General features: G+C 69.5%; 20 protein-coding genes and 1 pseudogene. 10 read left to right on the top strand and 11 right to left on the bottom strand.

Going from position 1 to position 22,302, the window contains the following annotated elements; genetic code table 11:
* The first annotated feature begins 120 nt into the window (after positions 1–120).
* The 3 genes from pgm to C2868_RS14370 all read left to right on the top strand — a co-directional run bounded on the left by pgm (position 121) and on the right by C2868_RS14370 (position 4,019).
* Complete coding sequence (gene pgm, locus C2868_RS14380) at positions 121–1,761, top strand: phosphoglucomutase (alpha-D-glucose-1,6-bisphosphate-dependent) (protein ID WP_100812796.1); 1,641 nt, start codon at positions 121–123, stop codon at positions 1,759–1,761.
* 84 nt (positions 1,762–1,845) lie between these two features.
* On the top strand, positions 1,846–2,511 hold the full coding sequence (locus C2868_RS14375; RefSeq protein WP_100812795.1) for a TetR/AcrR family transcriptional regulator: 666 nt from the start codon (positions 1,846–1,848) through the stop codon (positions 2,509–2,511).
* Positions 2,508–4,019 carry a carboxylesterase/lipase family protein gene (locus tag C2868_RS14370; RefSeq protein WP_100812794.1) on the top strand — a complete coding sequence of 504 codons (1,512 nt, stop codon included), beginning with the start codon at positions 2,508–2,510 and terminating at the stop codon, positions 4,017–4,019. The genes C2868_RS14375 and C2868_RS14370 overlap by 4 nt, the downstream gene beginning before the upstream one ends.
* Here C2868_RS14370 and C2868_RS14365 read toward each other — a convergent pair.
* The 3 genes from C2868_RS14365 to C2868_RS14355 form a co-directional block, all read right to left on the bottom strand.
* Positions 3,992–4,828: a site-specific DNA-methyltransferase gene (locus tag C2868_RS14365; RefSeq protein WP_100812869.1), complete on the bottom strand. Its 837-nt coding sequence runs from the start codon at positions 4,826–4,828 to the stop codon at positions 3,992–3,994. The genes C2868_RS14370 and C2868_RS14365 overlap by 28 nt on opposite strands.
* A 56-nt stretch (positions 4,829–4,884) precedes the next feature.
* Positions 4,885–5,934, bottom strand: a complete 1,050-nt coding sequence (locus tag C2868_RS14360; RefSeq protein ID WP_100812793.1) for a lipoate--protein ligase family protein — start codon at positions 5,932–5,934, stop codon at positions 4,885–4,887.
* A 70-nt stretch (positions 5,935–6,004) separates the two neighbouring features.
* Positions 6,005–6,865 (bottom strand): alpha/beta fold hydrolase, encoded by an 861-nt coding sequence (locus C2868_RS14355; protein WP_100812792.1) that lies wholly within the window; start codon positions 6,863–6,865, stop codon positions 6,005–6,007.
* 75 nt (positions 6,866–6,940) lie between these two features.
* Here C2868_RS14355 and C2868_RS14350 point away from each other — a divergent pair.
* The 4 genes and pseudogenes from C2868_RS14350 (at position 6,941) to C2868_RS14335 (ending at position 10,770) form a co-directional block, all read left to right on the top strand.
* Positions 6,941–8,554, top strand: a pseudogene (locus C2868_RS14350) (DHA2 family efflux MFS transporter permease subunit).
* Between the two features lie 144 nt (positions 8,555–8,698).
* Positions 8,699–9,085, top strand: a complete 387-nt coding sequence (locus tag C2868_RS14345) for a MarR family winged helix-turn-helix transcriptional regulator (RefSeq protein ID WP_100812868.1) — start codon at positions 8,699–8,701, stop codon at positions 9,083–9,085.
* Complete coding sequence (locus C2868_RS14340) at positions 9,082–10,368, top strand: MFS transporter (RefSeq protein ID WP_100812791.1); 1,287 nt, start codon at positions 9,082–9,084, stop codon at positions 10,366–10,368. Before C2868_RS14345 ends, C2868_RS14340 begins: the two co-directional genes overlap by 4 nt.
* A 129-nt stretch (positions 10,369–10,497) precedes the next feature.
* Entirely contained in the window at positions 10,498–10,770 is a 273-nt protein-coding gene (locus C2868_RS14335; protein WP_100812867.1) for a Rho termination factor N-terminal domain-containing protein, read from the top strand.
* A 9-nt stretch (positions 10,771–10,779) separates the two neighbouring features.
* Here C2868_RS14335 and C2868_RS14330 read toward each other — a convergent pair whose 3' ends face one another.
* Genes C2868_RS14330 through C2868_RS14320 form a run of 3 tightly spaced genes read right to left on the bottom strand, consistent with a single transcriptional unit; the run spans position 10,780 to position 14,239 of the window.
* Positions 10,780–11,625, bottom strand: a complete 846-nt coding sequence (locus C2868_RS14330) for a transglutaminase family protein (protein WP_100812790.1) — start codon at positions 11,623–11,625, stop codon at positions 10,780–10,782.
* Entirely contained in the window at positions 11,622–12,554 is a 933-nt protein-coding gene (locus C2868_RS14325; RefSeq protein ID WP_100812789.1) for an alpha-E domain-containing protein, read from the bottom strand. Before C2868_RS14325 ends, C2868_RS14330 begins: the two co-directional genes overlap by 4 nt.
* Positions 12,548–14,239 (bottom strand): circularly permuted type 2 ATP-grasp protein, encoded by a 1,692-nt coding sequence (locus C2868_RS14320; RefSeq protein ID WP_100812788.1) that lies wholly within the window; start codon positions 14,237–14,239, stop codon positions 12,548–12,550. Before C2868_RS14320 ends, C2868_RS14325 begins: the two co-directional genes overlap by 7 nt.
* 122 nt (positions 14,240–14,361) lie before the next feature.
* Between C2868_RS14320 and C2868_RS14315 the strand changes: the two genes are divergently transcribed.
* Positions 14,362–15,945, top strand: coding sequence for a molybdopterin-dependent oxidoreductase (locus C2868_RS14315; RefSeq protein ID WP_100812787.1), 1,584 nt, complete (start codon positions 14,362–14,364; stop codon positions 15,943–15,945).
* Between the two features lie 132 nt (positions 15,946–16,077).
* On the opposite strand, the gene rocD is transcribed toward C2868_RS14315, so the two are convergent.
* From rocD to C2868_RS14290, 5 genes are all read right to left on the bottom strand, one after another.
* Positions 16,078–17,292: an ornithine--oxo-acid transaminase gene (gene rocD, locus C2868_RS14310; protein ID WP_100812786.1), complete on the bottom strand. Its 1,215-nt coding sequence runs from the start codon at positions 17,290–17,292 to the stop codon at positions 16,078–16,080.
* On the bottom strand, positions 17,289–18,221 hold the full coding sequence (ddaH, locus tag C2868_RS14305; protein WP_100812785.1) for a dimethylargininase: 933 nt from the start codon (positions 18,219–18,221) through the stop codon (positions 17,289–17,291). Before ddaH ends, rocD begins: the two co-directional genes overlap by 4 nt.
* Before the next feature lie 262 nt (positions 18,222–18,483).
* Complete coding sequence (locus tag C2868_RS14300) at positions 18,484–19,500, bottom strand: NAD(P)-dependent alcohol dehydrogenase (RefSeq protein WP_100812784.1); 1,017 nt, start codon at positions 19,498–19,500, stop codon at positions 18,484–18,486.
* Positions 19,497–19,733 (bottom strand): helix-turn-helix transcriptional regulator, encoded by a 237-nt coding sequence (locus tag C2868_RS14295; protein ID WP_100812783.1) that lies wholly within the window; start codon positions 19,731–19,733, stop codon positions 19,497–19,499. Before C2868_RS14295 ends, C2868_RS14300 begins: the two co-directional genes overlap by 4 nt.
* A complete protein-coding gene (locus C2868_RS14290; RefSeq protein WP_100812866.1) occupies positions 19,733–20,167 on the bottom strand; it encodes a hypothetical protein in 435 nt (144 codons plus the stop codon). The genes C2868_RS14295 and C2868_RS14290 overlap by 1 nt, the downstream gene beginning before the upstream one ends.
* A 126-nt stretch (positions 20,168–20,293) precedes the next feature.
* On the opposite strand from C2868_RS14290, the gene C2868_RS14285 reads away from it, so the two are divergent.
* A complete protein-coding gene (locus C2868_RS14285) occupies positions 20,294–21,001 on the top strand; it encodes a hypothetical protein (RefSeq protein ID WP_100812782.1) in 708 nt (235 codons plus the stop codon).
* A gap of 247 nt (positions 21,002–21,248) precedes the next feature.
* Positions 21,249–22,244 (top strand): helix-turn-helix transcriptional regulator, encoded by a 996-nt coding sequence (locus tag C2868_RS14280; RefSeq protein WP_100812781.1) that lies wholly within the window; start codon positions 21,249–21,251, stop codon positions 22,242–22,244.
* The last annotated feature ends 58 nt before the right edge of the window (positions 22,245–22,302 follow it).

The raw sequence follows: 22,302 nt of genomic DNA, 5'->3' as shown, positions 1-22,302 counted from the left end.
CCGAAATCACGCCAAGACCGAGCGCGAAAGATGAGAGTTCACTCACATGGCCGACAGATGCCACCGCCAGCCGTCCACGAGGAAGTGTCGTCGAGCGCCCCGGCGAGGCAGACTAGGACGATGAGCCGCGCAGGACAGCCAGCCGAAGCATCCGACCTGATCGACGTCGACGCATTGATCGCCGCCTACTACGACCTGAAGCCGGATGTGTCGATCCCCGAGCAACGCGTCGCGTTCGGCACGAGCGGCCACCGCGGCTCGTCGCTGTCGACGAGCTTCAACGAAGACCACATCCTGGCCACGACCCAGGCGATCGTCGACTATCGCACGTCGCAGGGGATCGCGGGCCCCCTCTTCCTCGGACGCGACACGCACGGGCTCTCGCTGCCCGCCGAGCGGACCGCGATCGAGGTGCTCGTCGCGAACGGCGTCGACGTGCGCGTCGATGGCCGCGACTCGTGGGTGCCGACCCCGGCCCTCAGCCACGCGATCCTCGCCTACAACCACGGAAAGGCCGCGGATGACCCGGCCCGCTCGGACGGCATCGTGGTCACCCCGAGCCACAACCCGCCCCGCGACGGCGGCTTCAAGTACAACCCCCCGCACGGCGGCCCCGCCGACACCGACGCGACGTCGTGGATCGCCGACCGCGCCAACGCGCTCATCACGGCCGGTCTCGAGGGCGTCGCGCGCATCCGTCACGCCGACATCGACATCGACGCTCTCGGTCGCTACGACTTCCGCGACGCGTACGTGCGGGACCTCGCGAACATCATCGACATCGACGCCATCCGCACCGCGGGCGTCCGCATCGGCGCCGACCCCCTGGGCGGGGCGTCGGTGGAGTACTGGGCGCTGATCGCCGAGGTGTACGGGATCGACCTGACGGTCGTGAACCCCGACGTCGACCCGACGTGGAAGTTCATGACGCTCGACTGGGACGAGAAGATCCGGATGGATCCGTCGTCACCGAACGCCATGGCGGCGCTCGTCGCGCGTCGGCACGAGTACGACATCCTCACGGGGAACGACGCGGACGCCGACCGGCACGGCATCGTCACGCCCGACGCCGGGCTGATGAACCCCAACCACTACCTCGCGGTCGCGATCGACTACCTCTTCTCGCACCGCCCGGGCTGGTCGGCGGACGCCGCGGTGGGCAAGACGCTCGTGTCGTCGATGATCATCGACCGGGTCACCGAATCGCTCGGCCGTCGCCTGCTCGAGGTGCCGGTCGGCTTCAAGTGGTTCGTGCCCGGGCTGCTCGACGGCTCGGTCGCGTTCGGTGGCGAGGAATCAGCGGGGGCGTCGTTCCTGCGGACCGACGGGTCCGTCTGGACGACCGACAAGGACGGCATCCTGCTCGCCCTGCTGGCGGCCGAGATCCTCGCCGTCACCGGCAAGACCCCGTCGCAGCGTTACGCCGAGCTCGAGGCGGAGTTCGGGGCATCCGCGTACCAGCGTGTCGACGCACCCGCGACGCCCGCGCAGAAGGCGACGCTCGCGAAGCTCTCCCCCGACGCCGTCACGGCGACCGAACTCGCGGGCGAGCCGATCACCGCGAAGCTCTCGCACGCCCCGGGCAACGGCGCGGCCATCGGCGGACTGAAGGTGCAGACCGAGCACGCCTGGTTCGCCGCTCGCCCCTCAGGCACCGAGGACGTCTACAAGCTCTACGCCGAATCGCTCCGCGGCCCCGAGCACCTCGCCGAGGTCCAGGAAGAGGCCCGCGCGGTCGTCGCGGCAGCACTCGGCGGCTGATCGTCGAGTCGCGAGCGGCCGAGGTGCGCGGCGCACAGAAGTACGTGGACCCTCGGTGCAAGGCATCGGGTCTACGCTCTACCCATGAACCGACGAGGCGCCTACGCGAAGGGCGTCGCCAAGCGCGAGGAGATCCTCACCACGGCCCTCGAGGTCATCGCCCGAGAGGGCCTTCGCCGCACGTCGGTACGCGAGCTGGCAGGTGCTGCGGGCCTGAGCCAAGCGGGCCTGCTGCACTACTTCGGCAGCAAGGAAGAGCTCTACACGGCGATCCTCCGCAAACGCGACGAGCTCGACGGCGAGAGGTTCGCGACCCTTCGGGGCGCACCCGCCCTCGCGGGTGACGACGAGGGCACCGGGGGGAGCGCGACGCGCTCCGCCGAGGATGGCCGCGCCGACGCCGTGTTCGCTTCGTTTCTCGACATCATCCGCCGCAATGCCGGCGTGCCGGGCCTGGTCCAGCTGTTCGCGCACCTCTCCGTGGACGCCGCAACGCCCGAGCACGCCGCGCACGAGTTCTTCATCGATCGGAGGCGCTACGTGGGCGAACTCCTCGCCCCCGCGATCTCGGAGCTGCAGGCCGAGGGCCGGATCGTCGACACCGTCCCCGCCGCGAGCCTCGCGACGATCGTCCACGCCCTCGCCGACGGTCTGCAAACCCATTGGCTGCTCGAACCGGACCTCGACATGGCGGGCACGATCGAAGCCCTCTTCGCCGCGCTCGACCCCCGGCCGGTGACGGCGCGGTGAGCTCGTCTGCTCCCGAGACTCGGACGCTGCAGGGACCGGTGCGCGGCATCTGGCACCGCGGGGGCGAGGCCTATCTCGGCATCCCCTACGCCGAACCGCCCGTCGGTGACCGGCGTTTCGCGTCTCCGGTCCCGCCACGCCCGTGGAATGGCATCCGGGATGCCTCGACGAACGGTCCGACGCCGCTGCGCCGCGACTTCGGCGATACGACCCTGATCCCCGAGCCTCCCGTCCCCGGTGACGCGACCCTCAATGTGAACGTCTTCACTCCCGCCGCCGACCCCGGCTCGGGTCTTCCCGTGTGGGTCTGGATCCACGGCGGCGGTTACACGACGGGCTCGCCTGCCAGCCCCTGGTTCGATGGCGCCGCGTTCGCCCGCGACGGCGTCGTGACGGTGACCCTGTCGTATCGCCTGGGCTTCGACGGGTTCGGGTGGATCGACGGGGCACCGCAGAACAGGGCCGTGCGGGACTGGATCGCGGCGCTCGAGTGGGTGCGCGAGAACATCGGCTTCTTCGGCGGCGACCCGGACCGCGTCACGATCGCCGGACAGTCGGCCGGAGGTGGGGCGGTGCTGACGCTCCTCGGGATGCCTGCGGCGCAACACCTGTTCCAACAGGTGTGGTGTTCGTCCCCCGCACTGGGGGACATCGCGGCGGATCGCGCCCGCGCGATCGGCGGGCGCCTCGCCGACCACCTCGACGTCACGGCCGAACGGGGCGGCTTCGCCTCCGTGGACCCCGATCGGATCGTCGCGATGCAAGAGGGCGCGGTACAGGAGCCGAACACCAAGGGACTCGCGGTCGTGCGGGCGCTGTTGCGCGACGGAGTCGGGCTCGGTCCGGTCATCGACGGAGAGCTGATCCTTCGTCCGACGCTCGAGTCGTTGCGCGCGGGCGTCGGCGCCGACAAGAGCCTCGTCGTCGGCGCGAACGACGACGAGTTCACGATGATCACGATGGGATCGAAGATCCTCCGCTTCGTTCCCGCACGCCTGGCGCTGGCGGCTCTCGGCGCGCCGCGCCGCGTGGCCTCCGCCTACCTCACCGACAATCGCGCGGTCCGTCGGCGCGGCACCGGCAGGCTCGTCGGTCGGTACGTGAGCGACCATACGTTCCGCGCGGGCGTCGCGCGGGTTGCCGATGCGCGCGCAGCCGGGGTCGACAGCACCGGGGCGCGAGGAACGGATGCGTCGACCGCACCGACGTGGCTGTACCGACTCTCGTGGGCCTCTCCCACGCACGGCATCGCCATGCACTGCCTCGACGTGCCGTTCGTGTTCGACGTCCTCGATGCGCCGCGCGTGACCGCCATCGCGGGCGACGCTCCCCCGCGCGCGCTTGCCGATGCCATGCATGGCTCGGCCGTTGCGTTCGTCCGCGACGGCAGCCCGGGCTGGGCGCCGGCACCCGAGGGCCGACGCGGGCCGACGCGGATCTTCGACGTCGGGAGTGCCGCGCCGGACGTCGTGGTGGACGCCTACGCCTCGGTGGCCGCCCTGGGCTGACGACGGACATTCGCCCGCGGCATCCGGTTCGCCATCACCTCGATCGCGTCGGGATTGTGGTCGATGAGCACCGCGCGCCGGCCGAGGGCCTGGGCGACGGCGCCCGTCGTGCCGCTGCCCGCGAACGGATCGAGCACGGCGTCCCCGGGCCGGGTCGAGGCCGCGACGATCCGGCGCAGGATCCCCTCGGGTTTCTGAGTCGGGTAGCCGGTCTTCTCACGCCCCGTCGTGGGCACGATGGTGTGCCACCAGACATCCGTCGGCAGCTTCCCGCGCGCGGCCTTCTCGGGTGTCACCAGTCCCGGAGCCATGTACGGCTCGCGGTCGACCGCGTCGGAGTCGAAGACGTAGTTCGCCGGGTCCTTGACGTAGACCAGGATCGTGTCGTGCTTGGTGGGCCACCGGCTGCGCGACTTCGCCCCGTAGTCGTAGGCCCAGATGATCTCGTTCAAGAAGCAGTCGCGCCCGAAGAGGGCGTCGAGCGCGACCTTGGCGTAATGCGCCTCACGGTAGTCGAGGTGCAGATAGAGCGTGCCGTCCGCCGCGAGCAGGCGCCAGGCCTCGGCGAGGCGGGGCACGAGGAAGTCCCAGTAGTCGACGAAGCGGTCGTCGTACGAGCGCAGCAGGCCCACGACACGTTCGTAGTCGCGGCCGTGGAACCCCCGGAAGACGGGTCCACCGTCCGCCGGAACGGCGCTGTCGGACGAGGATCGACGAGACGTGTGCACGGCCCGACCCTGCACCCGGCCCGTGTTGAACGGCGGGTCGAGGTAGACGAGTGTGAACGAGGCATCCGGCATCCCGGCCATGGCCGCCAGGTTGTCGTCGTGGACGACGGTGACGGATGCTTCGGCCTCCGCACCGCTCACGGAACCCGACGCAGCCAGGCGTCCGTTGCGAACTTGGACTCCACCAGCGCCTCCGCCTCGGCATATTCCTCGGGGGTGATATGTCCCGACTCGGCGCCATAGAGGCGTGTGAACGTCTCGACGAAGCGGTCGATGACCGCCTCGCGCGGGAGCCCCGTCTGGCGGCGCAGAGGATCGACGCGCTTCGCCGCCGAGACCGTGCCCTTGTCGCTCAGTTTCTCGCGACCGATACGCAGCACCTCGGTCATCATCTCGCCGTCGATGTCATAGCTGAGCGTCGCGTGGTGCAGCACCCCGCCGTTCGCGAGGCGCTTCTGGGCCGCGCCACCGATCTTCCCCGTCGGGCTGGCGATGTCATTCAGGGGTTGATACGTCGCGTCGATGCCGAGCGAGCGGAGCGCCTGCAGCGCCCAGTCGTCGAGGAAGGCGTAGGAGTCGGCAAAGGTCATGCCCGAGACGAGGGCGGCCGGAACGTAGAGCGAGTACGTGATGATCTGACCCGCGGCCATCATCATCGCGCCACCGCCCGAGATGCGACGGACGACATCGAACCCGTGGCGCGCCGCGCCCTCGGGATCGACCTCGTTGCGCAGCGACTGGAACGAGCCGATGACGACGGCGGACTCGTTCCACTCCCAGATGCGGAGGCTGGGCCGTCGCCGCCCTTCGCCGACGCGGGCCGTGAGCACTTCGTCGAGCGCGAGGTTCATGCGCGGAGAGACGGCGGTCTCGTGCAAGACCTCCCAGTCGAAGTCGCTCCAGCCGGGCGCGACCACCAGCGCGCGGCGCACGGCCGTGCCGACGGCCTCGGGCGTGAATCCGAGCATCTGCGTCTCGGGGGGAAGCGCCGCGCGCACCGCCGCCGCGATCGTCGTGGCATCCGCGGTCTCGGGCAGGCCTCGCACCGCGGCGTCGATGGCTTCGAGCGCCGTGTCGGGTTCGAGGAAGAAGTCACCGGCCAGGTGAAAATCAGAAATCAGGCCGTTGCGGACCTCGAGATCGACGACGACGAGCTTGCCGCCCGGAACCTTGTATTCGCCGTGCATGGATCCAGACTAGGCGTGCGGCTCCCCCGGTCGTCGAACGAGGTCTGCGGGCTCGAGCCGAAACACCCCGTCAGTCGCGGACCGCGAAGCGCGCGTCGAGCCAGGCCAGCAGATCGGCGCGCACGTCGGCCTGCCGCACCTCGTTGAAAACCTCGTGCCGCGCACCCGGGTAGACGAGCGTCGTGATGTCATCGAACCCGCTGCGCTCGCGATAGGCACGGGCCAGCCGGTGCGCGGAGGTCGCGCCCCCGACCGTGTCCTCACGCCCGACCATGATCAGCACCGGGAGGTCGGACGCGCGTCGCCCGCGCAGGCCCTTTCGGGGCCGACCGAACAGGCGCGCGGCGTCGATCGGGCCGAACAACGCGAGCAGGGGCCGGTCTGTCGTGAGGGGGTCGGCGCCGAAGGCCTCGCCTACGGCGGGGTCGGACGACAGCCATTCGCGGCCCGTCGCATCCGGGCCCTTCCACGGCGCGTTGAGCGCTCCCGCGTTCAGCGACCCCGGCCACCGCAGCGCAGTGCCCGTCAGCACGACAGCGTCGTAAGCCTCGGGGTCGTCGTTGACGAGCATCTGGGCGAGAAACGATCCCCAGGAATGTCCGAGGAGCACGAGCGGAAGGTCCGGATTCTCGGTGCGGATCAGCTCGGTGAACTGCCGCAGTGCGGCGACAGCCGCGGGCATGCCGCCACGACCCAGCCGACCGAGGTGGGCCGGGTCGCCGTGTTGGCGAAGTCCCGTGCGCCCGTGACCACGGTGGTCGTCGGCGTAAACGGTGTAACCGTTCGCGGTGAGTTGCGCGATCAGGGCGCCGTAGCGACCCGCGTGCTCACCCACGCCGTGGAGCAACTGCACGACGGCGCGGGGGGCGGTCATCGCGGGGTGAACGTCGTAGACGATCGCAACGCCGTGGTCGTCGGTGTACTCCGGCATGTCGTCGACTCTACTGGCGGAAGCACCCGCACACCCGGGTGTAGAGTCACGCCGTTCCCGCGAGAAAGCGCCCCCATGATCGACCGTTCCAACCGCCGCTGGGTAGGACTCGTATTCATCAGCCTCGCGGTCTCGCTGATCATCGTCGACTCGACGATCGTCAACGTGGCCGTGCCTTCGATCGTCGACGAATTGAAGATCAGTTCGACCGAGGTGCAGTGGGTACAAGAGGCGTACACGCTCGTCTTCGCCTCCCTCCTGCTGTTGTTCGGCAGCCTCGCCGACCGCGTCGGTCGACGCCGCCTCATGCTGATCGGCGTCGTGATCTTCGCCCTCGCATCCGTCTTCGCGGCCCTCGCCCCCGACGGACGCCTGCTGATCCTGGCTCGCCTGGTGCAGGGCATCGGCGGCGCGATGATCCTGCCGACGACTCTGTCGCTCATCAACGCCACCTTCCGCGGCCGCGAGCGCGGCATCGCGTTCGCGGTGTGGGGGTCCACGATCGGGGGGATGGCCGCGCTCGGCCCGCTGCTCGGCGGCTGGCTCACCACGGCGTTCTCGTGGCGCTGGGCCTTCGGCATCAACGTTCCCTTGGGGCTCATCATCCTGGTCGGCGTCTTCCTGACGATCGAGGAGTCACGCGAGCCGGTGCGTCGTGGGCTCGATATCGTGGGGGCCGCCCTGTCGGTGCTGCTGTTCGGCCCACTCGTCTTCGGTCTGATCGAGGGGCGCACCTACGGGTGGTGGTCGAGCGATCGACCGTTCTCGATCGCGGGGTGGACCTGACCGGGCCCACTGTCTCCCGTGCCGGTTGCCTTCCTGGTCGCCGCGCTCGCGCTCGTCGCGTTCCTGCTCTGGAGCCGCTATCGGCGACGTCACGATCGTGCCTCTCTCCTGGAGCTCTCGCTCTTCCGCATCGGATCGTTCCGCAACGGCAATATCGCTGCGCTCGTGATCGCACTGGGCGAGTTCGGGCTGATCCTCTCGCTTCCGCTGTGGCTGCAGTTCGTCCTCGGCTTCGACGCGCTCCAGACGGGGCTCGTGCTGCTCGCGCTCGCGGTCGGGTCGTTCGTCGCCAGCGGGGTCGCGGCGTCGACCTCGGGGCGCATCCGCCCGGTCGTCGTCGTGCGGGTCGGCATCCTCGCCGAGCTCATCGGTGTTGCCTGGGCGGCCGTGATCATCGCCCCCGATGCCGCGTGGGGATGGTTGCTCCCCGCTCTGTTCGTCTACGGCTTCGGGGTGGGATTGGCGACGGCGCAGCTGACCGGCGTCATCCTGCAGGACGTACCCGTGGCCCTGTCCGGGCAGGGTTCGGGCACGCAGTCCACGGCGCGGCAGGTCGGTTCGGCGCTCGGAATCGCGATCCTCGGAACGGTGCTCTTCACGAGCACGGCAGGGATCTTGGGCGCCAAGCTCGATGACGCCGGAGTGCCCGCCGCCGCACGCGATCAGCTGGTGAGTGCCGTCGTCGACTCGGCGGGTGGTGCGATCGCCGGACTGGGCCAGAACCCCGAGACGGCGCCGTATCAGGACGCTGCGCGTGAGGCGTTCTCGGATGGCACACGCCTGGCGGCCTTCACGGCGGCGGGATTCCTCGCCGTGGGTCTGGTCGCGACTCTGGCCCTCGGCTCCGGCCGCAAGCCCGAAGAGCTCGACCGGGCCGAGGGGGACGCTGTCGCGACAGGCTGAAGCGTGGGACGCATCCGTGGCCCATTTCGTTAGCAAAGGTAATGAGCTAGACTAACGATCGTGTCTACCGGAACCGATGTCGCCGCATCCGCCGCCGCATCCGCCGCCACGCCCGGTCTCGACGAACAGGCGTCGAACCTGCGGATGGCCGTCCTACGGTTCTCGCGTCGCCTCCGCGCCGAACGCGCCGTCGACACGATGAGCGACGGGCAGATCGCCGTACTCGGCTGGCTCCGGCTCAAGGGCCCGCACACCCTGAGCGAACTCGCCGAGCGCGAGCGCGTCTCGGCGCCCTCCATGAATCGCACGGTCAACTGCCTGGAGGAGTGGGGATACATCACCCGCACACCCGACGACACGGATCGGCGCAAGGTGAACATCGCCCTGAGCGATGCGGGGCGCGACGTCGTCACCGAGACCGCGCGCCTGCGCGACGCTTGGCTCGAGGCTGCTCTGTCGGAATTCACCCCCGCCGAGCGGGTGACTCTCGCCCAAGCCGCCGGGCTGCTGGCACGGATCGCCGACCGATGAGCGCCATGTTTCGCTCCTTCTCGGTATTCAACTACCGGGTCTGGTTCATCGGCGCGATGGTGTCGAACGTGGGCGCCTGGATGCAGTCCACGGCCCAGAACTGGGTCGTTCTGACGCAGCTGACCGACAACGATGCCGCCGCTGTCGGCATCACGATGGCGCTGCAGTTCGGCCCGCCGCTGCTGCTGGTGAGCGTGACGGGCTGGGTCGCCGACCGCTTCGAGCGCAGGCATCTGCTGATGCTCACCCAGAGCATCCTGCTCATGCTGGCGATCGCGCTCGGCGTGCTGCTGCTCGTCGGCGCGATGACACTGCCGCTGATGTACGCCTTCGCCCTCGCGCTCGGCGTCGTCATGGCCTTCGACAATCCGGCCAGGCAGACGTTCGTGACCGATCTCGTCTCGCGCGAGAACGCATCCAACGCCGTCGCCCTGAATGCGGCATCGTTCAACGGCGCCCGCCTGATCGGCCCCGCTGTGGCCGGCGTCATGATCGTCGCGATCGGCACGGGATGGGTCTTCCTCGTCAATGCCGGAACGTTCCTCGCGACCGTGATGGCCCTTCTGCTGATCCGTCCGAGCGAGCTCGTCCCGCGCGCCGTCTCGCACGCGGGAACGCGGCTTGCCGACGGATTCCGCTACGTGCGCAAACGTCCGGATCTCGTCATCGTGTTCGTCATGGTCTTACTCGTCGGCGCCTTCGGCATGAACTTCCCGATCTTCGCATCGACGATGGCGCTCGAGTTCAGGCAGGGAGCGGACGGTTTCGGGCTGCTCTCGTCGATCCTGGCGATCGGATCGGTCGTGGGCGCTCTGCTGGCTGCGCGGCGCGATCGCGCCCGGCTGAGGGTCGTCGTGCTGGCGACGCTGGGATTCGCCCTGGCATCCGCGACATCCGTTCTGATGCCGACGTATTGGACGTACGCGGCGACGCAGGTCCTCGTCGGGGTGTCGATCGTCACGATGCTGACGACCGCCAACGGCTACGTGCAGACGACGACCGACCCGAGCCTGCGCGGACGGGTCATGGCCCTCTATCTCGCGGTGATCATGGGCGGTACCCCGATCGGCGCCCCCATCGTCGGGTTGGTCGCTGCCGAATTCGGTCCACGCTCGGCGATCCTGGTCGGCTCCGCCGCGGGGCTCGCCGCCTTCGTCATCGGCGTGATCTGGCTCCTCGCCTCCGGTCGGCTGCACCGCCATCGCACGCGCCGCTTCGGCCTCGAGATGGACCAGACACGGCCCATCTCGGTCGTGACGGCGGCGAACCCGATTCAGGCCTGACGCATTCCGCATCACCATCGATTCGCACCCGACGTGTCGATCGGGCCTTGTCAAGTGCCTTCACCGCGCCTGGGCGACGTGATTTCGTGATCGTCTTACGAGAATCCGCGACACGTAAAGGAGATGGTCATGCCGCGCGATAAGGACTCCCGGCTGAAGGATCCCGAGATGTACGAGGCGCTCCGTGAGGACGGCGCCTCGAAAGAGAAAGCCGCACGCATCTCCAACGCCGCTGGCGGCACGAAAGCGGGCCGGTCGAACGTCGGCGGCAAGGGCGGCCAGGCAGGAAGCTACGACGACTGGACGGTGCCCCAGCTGAAGAAGCGCGCGAAAGAGCTCGGCCTGTCCGGGTACTCGAGCAAGAGAAAGAACGAGCTGATTCGCGCGCTCCGCGACCACTGAGTCGGAGACTCAGGCCTCGCGGGTGATCGTCACGCGAACGAACAGCTGACTCTTGAACGGGCCGGCGTACACACCGCGCAACGGCGGCACGTCGTTGTAGTCGCGCCCCCGTCCCACCAGCACGTGACGGTCACCGATCTCGATGTTGTTCGTCGGGTCGAATCCCTGCCACTCCCCCGCGAACCATTCGACCCAGGCGTGCGACTCGCCGGTCACGGCCACACCGACCTCGGCGTTGGGCTTGGGGTGCAGATAACCCGAGACGTAGCGGGCGGGGATGCCGACCGAACGCAGCGCGCCGAGCGCGATGTGCGCCATGTCCTGACACACGCCCTTGCGGGCCTCCCAGGCTTCGACGGCCGTGGAGTGCACGCCGGTGACCCCGGACATGTATTCGACGGCGTCGCCGATCGCGACGACGATGTCGTGGGCCGCACGCCCCGGATCGTCGTGCCGCGACGCGATCGTCTGCGCGATCTCGGCGACATCCGGGTGTGGCATCGTGCGATTCGTCTGCGTTAGCTGCTCGACCGTCTCGATCGACCGCGCCGCCTCCACCGCGAGCCGCTCCCAGGTGATGCCGCTGTGCTCGATGGGCCGCGGTCGCACCTCCACCAGACTGCGGGCCGTGATCTGCAGGTTCGCGTGGGGCGAGAGCACATCGAAAGCGCTGACGCGCGTGCCGAAGTAGTCGACGTAGGTGTTGACGGATGTCGAGGGCTCGATGTCGAGCGACGAGCTCAGCACGAACTGGCTGTCGGTCGTCCCGGGAAGCATCCGTGCCTCGTTGTACGACGCCGAGACGTCCCCCGGATACGAGAAACCCGTGGCGTGCTCGATCCTGAGGCGCTTCACGAGATCTCCCCGATCCAGCTCGGCTCGGCCTGCGTCGGGAAGAACCGGGCGCGGATCGCCTCGGAGGCTTCGCGCGTGACGCGTTGGACGCGATCCATGTGCCGGGGCAGCTCCCCGAGGATCTCGCCGATCGGGCGGTATTCGAGGTCGTTGCGGATCTGTCCCAGTGCGCGCAGCACACTGTTGGAGTGACCGACGCGGTCTTCGCGGGGGTCGATGGCGCTCATGCAATCCTCGGCACGCTGGATGGAGTAAATGATCGATCGCGGGAACAGGCGGTCGAGCAGAAGGAATTCGGCGGCGTTCTTCGCACTCGGCATGCCGCGGTACGTCCGCAGATACGCCTCGTAGGCGCCGCACGATCGCAGGATCGTCGTCCACGACGGACCGGATGCCTCGGTCAGCGACCGCGTCGCGAGCAGACGTGCCGTCATGTCGGCGCGCTCGATGCTTCGCCCGAGGGTGAAGAACTGCCACGACTCGTCTCGGCTCGTCGAAGAATCGACGATGCCTGTCGCGAGGGCCGCACGCTCGCGCACCCACTGGAAGAACTCGTGCACCTTGTCGGTCTGCAGGCGGCGAGGCATCCGGGCGCTCGTGGTGTTCAGGACCTCCCAGAGCTCGGTCGAGACGATCTCGCGGGCACGACGGGCATTCTCCCGAGCCGCGGTGAGCGAATAGGCGATGCTCGCGGGGTTCATCCGATCGACCGCAAGCCGCGAAAGCACGTCTTCGCGGCGGACGCTCTCGGCGGCTGCCGGCGCCGTCGAACCCATGACCGTGAGCATGGCGCGGCAGGCCGTCTCTTCGTCGATCCACGGGTCTTCGAGCAGAAGCTGCAGGTGCACGTCGAGGATGCGGGCGGTGCCGTCGCTGCGCTCGATGTAACGGCCGATCCAGAACAGACTTTCCGCGATGCGGCTCAGCATGAGGCACCGTCCTCGCCCTGTTGTTGCTGCTCCTGCTGTTCGACGCGGCTGCGCGGACGGTCCTGCGGCGAATGGGTCACCTCGGACTGCTCCTCGTCGCCGTCCTCGGCGTAGATGATCGAGATCGACTCGGTGACGGTCGCCGCCTGGTCGGCCACGAGCCCGGCCATGCCGTGCCCCTGCCCGTACTCGACGTGCGTCGGGGCGGAACCGCCGACGATCCAGGTGTCCTTCGAGCCGCCGCCCTGGCTGGAGTTGACCACGAGTTGACCCTCCGGCAGGGCGACCCGCGTGAGCCCTCCCGGCAGCACCCAGATGTCGTCGCCGTCGTTGACGGCGAAGGGGCGCAGGTCGGCGTGACGCGGTCGCATCCCGTCCTCCACGAGAGTGGGGATGGTCGAGAGCATCATGACCGGCTGCGCGATCCAGCCGCGCGGGTCGGCGATCAGGCGTTTGCGCAGCTGATCGAGTTCTGCGCGCGAGGCATCCGGACCCACGACCAGCCCCTTGCCGCCGGAGCCGTCGACCGGCTTCACGACGAGCTCGGGCAGACGATCGAGGACCTCTTCGAGGGCACCCGGGTCTTCCAGCCGCCAGGTGTCGACGATCGGCAGGATCGGCTCTTCCGAGAGGTAGTAGCGGATCAGGTCCGGCGTGTACGTGTAGAGCAGCTTGTCGTCGGCGACGCCGTTGCCGACCGCGTTCGCGATCGTGACGTTGCCCAGGCGCGCCGCGAGCATCAGCCCGGGGGCGCCCAGCATCGAGTCGGCCCGGAACTGCAGGGGGTCGAGGAAGTCGTCGTCGACGCGGCGGTAGATGACGTCGACCCGGCGGGGACCGCGGGTCGTGCGCATGAAGACCTTGCCGCCGGCGCACAGCAGGTCGCGACCCTCGACGAGCTCGACACCCATCAGGCGGGCGAGCAGCGTGTGCTCGAAGTACGCCGAGTTGTAGACGCCGGGCGTGAGGACGACGACGTTCGGCTCGTCGATCCCGGGCGGGGCGGAAGCACGCAGTGCGGCGAGCAGCTTGTTCGGATAGTCACCGACGGGGCGAACCCGCATCGAGACGAAGAGTTCCGGAAGCGTCTGCGCCATGACCCGACGGTTCGAGATGACGTAGCTGACGCCGCTCGGCACGCGAACGTTGTCTTCGAGCACGCGCATCTGGCCGTGCTCGTCGCGGATCAGATCGATTCCCGAAACCTGGATGCGTACGCCGTTGGCGGCATGGATGTCGTGGGCCTGCCGATAGAAGTACTGTGACGACGCGATGAGCTGCGCGGGGATCACCCCGTCGCGCACGCAGTTCTGCCGTCCATACGCGTCGTCCAGGAACGCCTCGAGGGCGCGAACGCGCTGCTTGATGCCGGCCTCGACATGCGACCACTCGTCGAAGTCGATGATGCGCGGAACCGCATCGAGGGGGAACGGGCGCTCCTCACCCGCGAAGTCGAACGTCACCCCCTGTGCAAGGTACGAGCTCGCGAGCGAATCGGTGCGTCCGCGCAGCTCTTCCTGGGTCATCCGCGCGAGCGCCTGATAGAGCTCGCGATACGCCTGGCGAGACTCGGCGAGGGCACCCGGATGCTCCGGTCCGCCGAACATCTCGTCATAGGCGGGAAGGCCCTCGGCTGTCTTCCGCGGCGCAAGAGTCGAGCCGTAGCCGTCGAAAAGGTCTCCCATGCCCCGAGCCTAGCCCCGGCCGTGTTGCCGAGATGTTTCGGTCGCGGCGCGGCCCCGCGCTGGCTCGAGGCTCACGGCAAACGCACCGCCCAGCCCCGCGAAACCGCACGTAAGCTCTCACCATGACGCACAGCGACCGCGCGCCGGGCCGCGTATCGGCAGGATGGGCGGGCGTCGCGGCGGTCGCGTTCGGCGCCGGACTTGGCGAGTTGGCGGCGGCGATCTTCTCGCCCACGGCGAGCCCGACCGCGAGCATCGGCTCGCTCATGATCGACCTCGCCCCGCCGTGGGCCAAGGACCTCGCGATCGCGCTGTTCGGCACGCTCGACAAGATCGCCCTTCTGACCGGGATCGCGATCGTCCTCGCCCTCATCGCCGCGGCGGCCGGACTGCTCGAGGCACGACGACCACCGTGGGGTCGCGTGATCGTCCTCGCGCTCGGGGCGTTCGGGGCGGTGGCCGCGATGACGCGGGCAAACGCCACCGGAGCGTCGTGGGTCCCCTCGGTGGTCTCGGCCGCGGCCGCGGCCATCGCGCTCGGCATGCTCATCCGGCGCCTGCCCGCGCGCTCGACCGCCAGCGCGACGGATGCGGCGGATGACGCGACGACTCGCCAGGCGCCGACGCGCACGTCTGAGCCGGATCGCCGCTCGTTCCTCATCTGGAGCGGTGGCGCGGCGGCCATCGGCGCACTCGCCGCCCTCGGCTCGAGCGCGGCGCGTGCCGGGAGTCGGGCCGCGACGGCCGTCCGTGACGCCATCCGCCTGCCGACCCCCTCGACGACGGCCGCACCGGTCCCGGCCGGTGCCGAGCTGAACATCGAGGGGCTGACGCCCGTCATCACCCCGAACGACCGGTTCTATCGCATCGATACGGCCCTGATCGTGCCGCAGGTCGACCCCGCGGAGTGGTCGCTGCGCATCCACGGCATGGTGGAGCAAGAGGTCACGATCGGCTGGGATGAGTTGCTCGCGCTGCCCCTGGAAGAGAGCGTGACGACCCTGACCTGCGTCTCGAACGAGGTGGGCGGCGATCTGATCGGCAATGCTCTGTGGCTCGGCTATCCGATCCGCCAACTGCTCGAACGCGCGCGCCCGAAAGCGGGTGCAGACATGGTGCTGTCGCGGTCGGTCGACGGATTCACGGCCAGCAGCCCGATCGAGGCGCTGACCGACGATCGCAACGCCATCCTCGCGGTCGGGATGAACGGGCAGCCGCTGCCCGCCGAGCACGGCTTCCCGGTGCGCATGGTGGTTCCGGGCCTGTATGGCTACGTGTCGGCGACGAAGTGGGTCGTCGAGATGGAGGTCACCACCTTCGCGGACGCGACCGCCTACTGGACCGACCGCGGATGGTCCGAACGGGGCCCGGTCAAGCTGCAGTCGCGCATCGACGTCCCCCGCACCGGCTCGGTGCTCGCGGCGGGTGACACCGTGATCGCCGGGGTCGCCTGGCAGCAGCACGTCGGGGTCTCGGGTGTCGAGGTCCAGATCGACGGCGGCGACTGGCAGGACGCGACGCTCGCCACCGCGATCTCGGACGACACGTGGGTGCAGTGGAGCCTGACGTGGGCCGCGACATCCGGCGAGCACACGATCCGCTGCCGCGCGACGAACGTCGATGGCGAGACGCAGACGAGCGACGTGCAGGGCGTCGTGCCCGATGGGGCGACGGGCTGGGATGAGCTGAGCATCCGCGTCAGCTGAGTCTCACTCGTCGAGGCTGCGCGACCCGCCGAGTGCGCCGGTTGTCACCGAGATAGCCCGTTCCACGCGGTAGGTCACCGGCGGGCTCGCGAGTAAGCGGCGCACTCGATGTCGAGCATGAACCGGAAGGCGTCAGTCGGCGAGCACGACCCGCAGCTGCTCGACCGCCCAGTCGAGCTCGGTCGCGCGCACCACGAGCGGCGGGGCCATCCGGATCGTCTGCCCGTGCGTGTCCTTCACGAGCACGCCGCGCGCGAGCAGACGCTCGGCGATGTCGCGCCCCGTGCCGACGGCCGGATCGATGTCGACGCCGGCCCACAGCCCCGCCCGGCGGATCGCCGTGACGCCCGAGCCGACCAGGTCTTCGAGCCGCGCTCCGAGGTGCTCACCGAGCGCCAGGGCGCGCTCCTGGAACTCGCCCGATTCGAGCATCTCGACCACCCGCAGGCCCACGGCGGCGGCGAGCGGGTTGCCGCCGAACGTCGATCCGTGCTCACCGGGCCGGATGACGCCCAGCACGTCGGCGTTCGCCACAACCGCCGAGAGGGGCAGGACGCCTCCGCCGAGCGCCTTGCCGAGCAGATACGCGTCGGGCACGACACCCTCGCGATCGCAGGCGAAGGTCGTGCCGACGCGGCCCAGACCCGACTGGATCTCGTCCGCGATCATCAGGACCCCGTGGCGCTCGGTGATCTCGCGCACCGCGCGGAGGTATCCCTCGGGCGGGACGATGACGCCCGCCTCGCCCTGGATCGGCTCGATCAGCACGGCCGCGGTGTTCTCGTCGATCGCGGCCTCGATCGCGGCGGCGTCCCCGAAGGGGACGCTCACGAAGCCCGGCGCGAACGGCCCGAAGTCGCTGCGCGCCTGCGGATCGTCGCTGAAGCCGACGATCGTCGTCGTGCGGCCGTGGAAGTTGCCGTCGGCGACGATGATGGTCGCGGCATCCGGGGCGATGCCCTTGACGCGATACCCCCACGCCCGCGCGACCTTGATGCCCGTCTCGACGGCCTCGGCGCCCGTGTTCATCGGCAAGACCATGTCCTTGCCGGCGAGATCGGCGAGGGCGGCGGCGAAGGGCCCGAGCCGGTCGTTGTGGTACGCCCGGCTCGTCAGCGTCAGGCGCCCGAGCTGCTCGCGCGCGGCCTCGAGGATCGCCGGATGCCCGTGGCCGAAGTTGAGCGCCGAGTAGGCCGACAGCAGGTCGAGGTAACGCTTGCCCTCGACATCCGTCACCCACGCGCCCTCGCCCCGCGCGATCACGACCGGCAGCGGGTGGTAGTTGTGGGCGAGGTGTTCGTCTTCGAGCGTCACCACCCGGATGCTCGCGGTGTCGAGATTCGTCATGACCGTCGTCCCCTCTGCTCGTCCGCGCCGCGCAGTTCCAGCGTGCAGCACTTGATACCGCCGCCGCCCAGCAGCAGTTCGGACAGGTCGATCAGCATCGGGTTGTAGCCCCGCTCGCGCAGCTGGGCCTCGAAGCCGGTGGCCCGCGGCGAGATCAGCACGTTCAGGCCGTCGCTGGCCGAGTTCAGCCCGAAGACGTCTCCGTCGGCCTCCGAGACGCGGATCGCGTCGGGGTAGCGCTCGGCGAGGATCGCCTGGCTCGCGGCATCGAACGCCTGCGGCAGGTAGGCGATGTTCGCGTGATCGGGTCCTCCCCGCTCGGCTCCCTGCACGGGATCGAGCACGGCGATCGCGGTGTCGAGGTGGTAGAACCGCGGGTCCGTGAGCGTCAGGCTCACGACCTCGCGTCCGAAGACCTCGCCGACCTCGCGGTGGCTGTCGCCGGTCGAGCGGAAGCCGGTGCCTGCGAGGATCGTATCGCCGACGAGGAGGAAGTCGCCCTCGCCCTCGTTGACCTCGACGGCCTCGACGAGTGCGAACCCGTGGGCGGCGAACCAGGCGTCGAAGTGCGCTCCCTCGGGCGCACGCTCGGCGAACCGGAACTTCGGGCCGTACGCGATGCCGTCGATCAGGAATCCGCCGTTGGCCGTGTAGACCATGTCGGGCAGGCCCGGAACGGGATCGATCAGCTCGACCTCGTGCCCGAGCGAGATGTACGTGTCATAAAGGGTCTGCCACTGCCGCAGGGCCGTCTCGGTGTTGGTGGGCCGCTCCGGCCGCATCCAGGGGTTGATGCTGTAGCTGACCGTGAAGTGATCCGGCCGGCACATCAGGTACCGGCGGTGCTGCGCGGTGCGGCCTGCATCCGGTGTCTGGGTCGTGGGCTCGTCTGCGGGGACTGTTGCGGGAGAAACGGGGTGCGTCGACATCTCTGCTCCTGGGGTAGAGGTGCGGCGGACGCTGTCCTGAGGTTCGGCGGCCCTTCGACTCGGGCTCCCGGGGGAACTGCGAGGAAAGGTCGACTCGAACACGCCACGGGCATTCTCTCACCCCGGGCGGTGGAGCGCGATCACCACCCCACCAGCGCGACAGCCCGGCACACCGCAACATCCCGCCGAGACGACGCAACATGCCGCGCGGGCGCGAGGCTTCACGGCATGTTGGCGTCCTCTCGCGAGCGGGGACGGCAGCTCAGGGCACCGTGACGACGACCTTGCCGACCGTGTGGCGCGCGTCGACGTGCGCGAGCGCCGCTCCCGCGTCGGACAGGGGATACGTCCGCTCGATCACGGGGTGCAACCGGCCCTCCCCCACGAGCGCGAGCAGCTGCCGGGTGATCGCGGGCTTCGCCGTCGCCGCGAGCGGCTGGAGTCGGGGGCCGCGACCCAGCGAGAGCAGCCCGGCGCGCAGCATCCTCCCGATCGGGCCGAGGATTCGCCCGCCCTCGCCCGACACCATCACGACGCACCCCCCGGGCGCCACCAGTCGGCGGAGCGCACGTAACGGTGCCGCGCCGACGATGTCGATGACGGCGTCGAAGGATGCCGCGGGCAATTCTGGCGGCGATGCTCCGGCGTCCACGCGCGCGTAGTCGAACGTGCGTATCGCGCCGAGGTCGGCGACCAGCCGCTCGTTGCGGGCACCGCAGATCGCCCAGACCTCGGCACCGCGGAGGGCGGCGAGCTGAACCGTGTAGGTACCGACCCCGCCGCTCGCGCCGATGACGAGCACCCGGCGGCCCGAACCCGCCCGATCGCCCGCAAGATCGAGAGCCTGCCACGCCGTACCCGCAGAGACGGGCACGGCGGCCGCGGTCACCGCATCGATCGACTCCGGCCGTGCCACAACCCGCGCGGCCGGTGCGATCACGTACTCGGCCAGCCCACCGCCGGGTATCTCGCCGACGACCTCGTCGCCCACCGCGAGCCCCGCCACCCCGGGCCCGAGGCCGACGACAGTTCCGGCGACATCCATGCCCCGTGTCGCGATCCGCGGCCGACGGAGCCCGAAGAACGCCCGCACCAACACGGGTTCCCCGCGCATGACGTGCACGTCACCGGCATGCAGCGCCGTTGCCCGCACCCGCAGCAGCACCTCGCCCGCGCCCGGCTCGGGCACAGGCGTCCGCTCGCGCTTCACGACCTCGGGACCGCCGTACGCGGACTGCCACCAGGCGGCCATGGAAGAGGTGTCCACTGCATCCGTCATGATTGCTCCTTCACCGCGTGATCGGCCGGGTACTGGAAGACGTCGTCGAGGCCGACCCCGAAGACGCGTGCGATCTGGAACGCGAGCTCGAGACTCGGCGAATACTTGCCCTGTTCGATGGCGATCAGGGTCTGTCGCGTCACCCCGATCCGCGCCGCGAGCTCGGCCTGCGTGAGCCCGGCCCCCTCGCGGATGGCGCGGATGGAGTTGGTCACGCGCGTGGGCTTGACCATCAGGCAAGTCCCCGCCGGTAGGCGATGACGCTCGCCAACCCGCCGACGAACGCCGAGAGGGCGAAACCGAAGAACATCGTGTTCGCGATCCAGAACCAGTCCGCCTCGAGGGCGCACAGCACGATCACGCCGAGTCCCGCGATCACCAGGAACGCCTGGCCGACCCGGCCGCCCATGTGAGCGATGTCCCGGTCGCGCTGATCGGACTTCCCGACGCCGTCACGATCACGCACTCCGGCGAGGATCCCCCAGAGGATGCTGATCACGATCGATGCGACGATGCTGCCGAGGATCGTCCACAGCATGATCGGCCACCACACGACATCGGTCAGTGGCCCCTCCCCCGCCTGCTGCAACACGAGCAGCACATAGACCGTCAGCCCCACCACGCTGACGATGAGCCCGACCCAGGTGTTGCGTTCTTCGTAGACCACGATCCACTCCAATGTCAGGAATTATTGACATTGGCCACGCTAACGAGACCCGACGGCCGTGTCAAGTTTTGTTTACATATCCAGAAGTCGGAGCCTATCGCGGCGGAGTCCTGCCAGGGTAGGGGCATGACGCGCCGTACCGCTGACGAAACCCGCAGCCTCATCCTCGAGGCCGCCATCCAGCTGCTGCTCGAGCGCGGGGTCACCGCGGGCGTGCAGCACGTCCGCCTGCAGGAGGTGCTGCGCATCGTCGGCCTGACGACCGGCGCGGCCTACCGGATCTGGACAGACCAGGACGACTTCCATCGCGACCTCGCGGTGGCGATGGTCGGCGTGCGCTTCGCCCCGCCCGTCACGAGCGCGAACATCGCGATCCGCGACATCCTCGCCGCGAACGGACCGCTCGTAGAGGTCGTCCGTGCGGCGGCGCTCGACCAGGTCACCTACTCGTCGAAGTTCCATCTCGAACCCGAGTCCCGTGACTCGCACGCCTTCATCACCGCGCTCGCGTTGCGAACGGCCGCGGGTGCGTGGCCCGAGCTGCGCGCGGCGAGCGCGGTGCGTCATCGCGATTCGATCGACGCATTCGCCGGTCTCTACGGAGCCCTGATGCGGCATTACGGGCGCCGGATGCGTGAGCCGCTGACGATCGTGGACTTCACCGAGGCGATGGCGGCGCTCGGTGAGGGCTTCGCGATTCGCGCCGCGGAGGGTCTGAATCACCCGATGTACGAGGTCCCCGAGGGCGCAGAGGTTCCGAGCGGGCAGTGGACGCTGTTCGGCCTCAGCATCCTCGGCATGATCGAGGGCTTCACCGTTCCCGTGGACGAATAGCCGTTCGCCCGGCCGAAAGCTCGCGTCCGCGAAGGCCACGATCGCCCGAGGACCGCGCACCCCGGCCGCCCGGCTCAGATTGCGGGCGGCCGGGGTGCGCTGATCACTCAACGAGAGAGACCCGCCGTCGAGCCCGAATCCGGACGGCGTCCTCATCCCCCCACACACATCGTGATGCGTGAACGGGGCGAGGTCTAGAAAGATAATTTCCTTATCTATCCGAAGGCTCAGCGTCGCGGGCGCAGGGATGAGCGGATTCGGCGCAGAGCTCGGACGCGGGAATGTCCACGGCCGCACGACGGTTCTCGCTCTCGTGTCGATGCATCGGACGAACGAGGCCGCGGCGCATCTGTCGAATGAGCCCGAGGGCCTCGCGCAGGTGCTCTCCGGGCTCGAGGTGACCGAGGCCGAATCCGTCCGCCTGAGGCTGGAACGTGGAGCGCACCACACCGCGACGGACGGCATGACCCTGATCGTCGTGCTGGAGGGCACCGTGCGCTTCTCGCAGCGCGCGGTCGCGACCGCCTGTGTCACGCGCCCGAGCATCACCCATCGGGCAGACGAGATCCTGAGCGCCGGCGACGCGCTCCTCACCTGCGGTGACGACGTGCTGCACCTCGAATCCCTCGACGACGCCCACGTGGTGGTCTCGCACCTGCGACTGGCCGAGACATCCCTGCGCCACGCCGCGGCCCTGCCCTCGATGCTCGCCGTGGTCGGCTTCCGCGAGCGCGGCCCGGCAGCGGGCGAACTGGCGCAGCACCTGGGCGAGCCGAGCGGCGTCGCGCGCCCGGGCAATCCGGTCATCTGCCTCCTCATGCATCGGATGCTCCTGCTCGAGGTCATCCGCGTGTGGTTCGAACTCGGGTGCGCACCCCGGGGCTGGCCGACCGCGGACCGTGATCCGCACCTCGACCGGGTCGTCGCCGCCGTCGATGCGGACCCGGGGCGCGCCTGGACGGTCGACACTCTCGCGCGCGTCGGCGCGATGTCACGCTCGGCATTCGCGGCGGCGTTCCGCGAGCACTACGGGGTCTCTCCGGCCCGGTTCGTGACGCAGACCCGCATGGCCCTCGCCATGCGGATGTTGGGCGCGGGGGCATCCGTCGCCGAGGTCGGCGCCGGACTCGGATACGCCTCGACCGAGGGGTTCAGCCGGCGCTTCCGCGAGCACATCGGCGTCACCCCCTCGACGTGGGTCGCGATGCAGCGGGGCACGATCGCAGCACCGCTCGGTCGTTGAGCGAACGTCCGGCCGCAACGACGACCCCGGGAGAGCGCACCCATTCGTCGGGGGCGTG

Source organism: Microbacterium sp. CJ77 (assembly GCF_002911615.1).
Classification (GTDB): domain Bacteria; phylum Actinomycetota; class Actinomycetes; order Actinomycetales; family Microbacteriaceae; genus Microbacterium.
The sequence above is the reverse complement of the archived record's forward strand: the minus strand, read 5'-3'. Positions and strand labels throughout refer to the sequence as shown.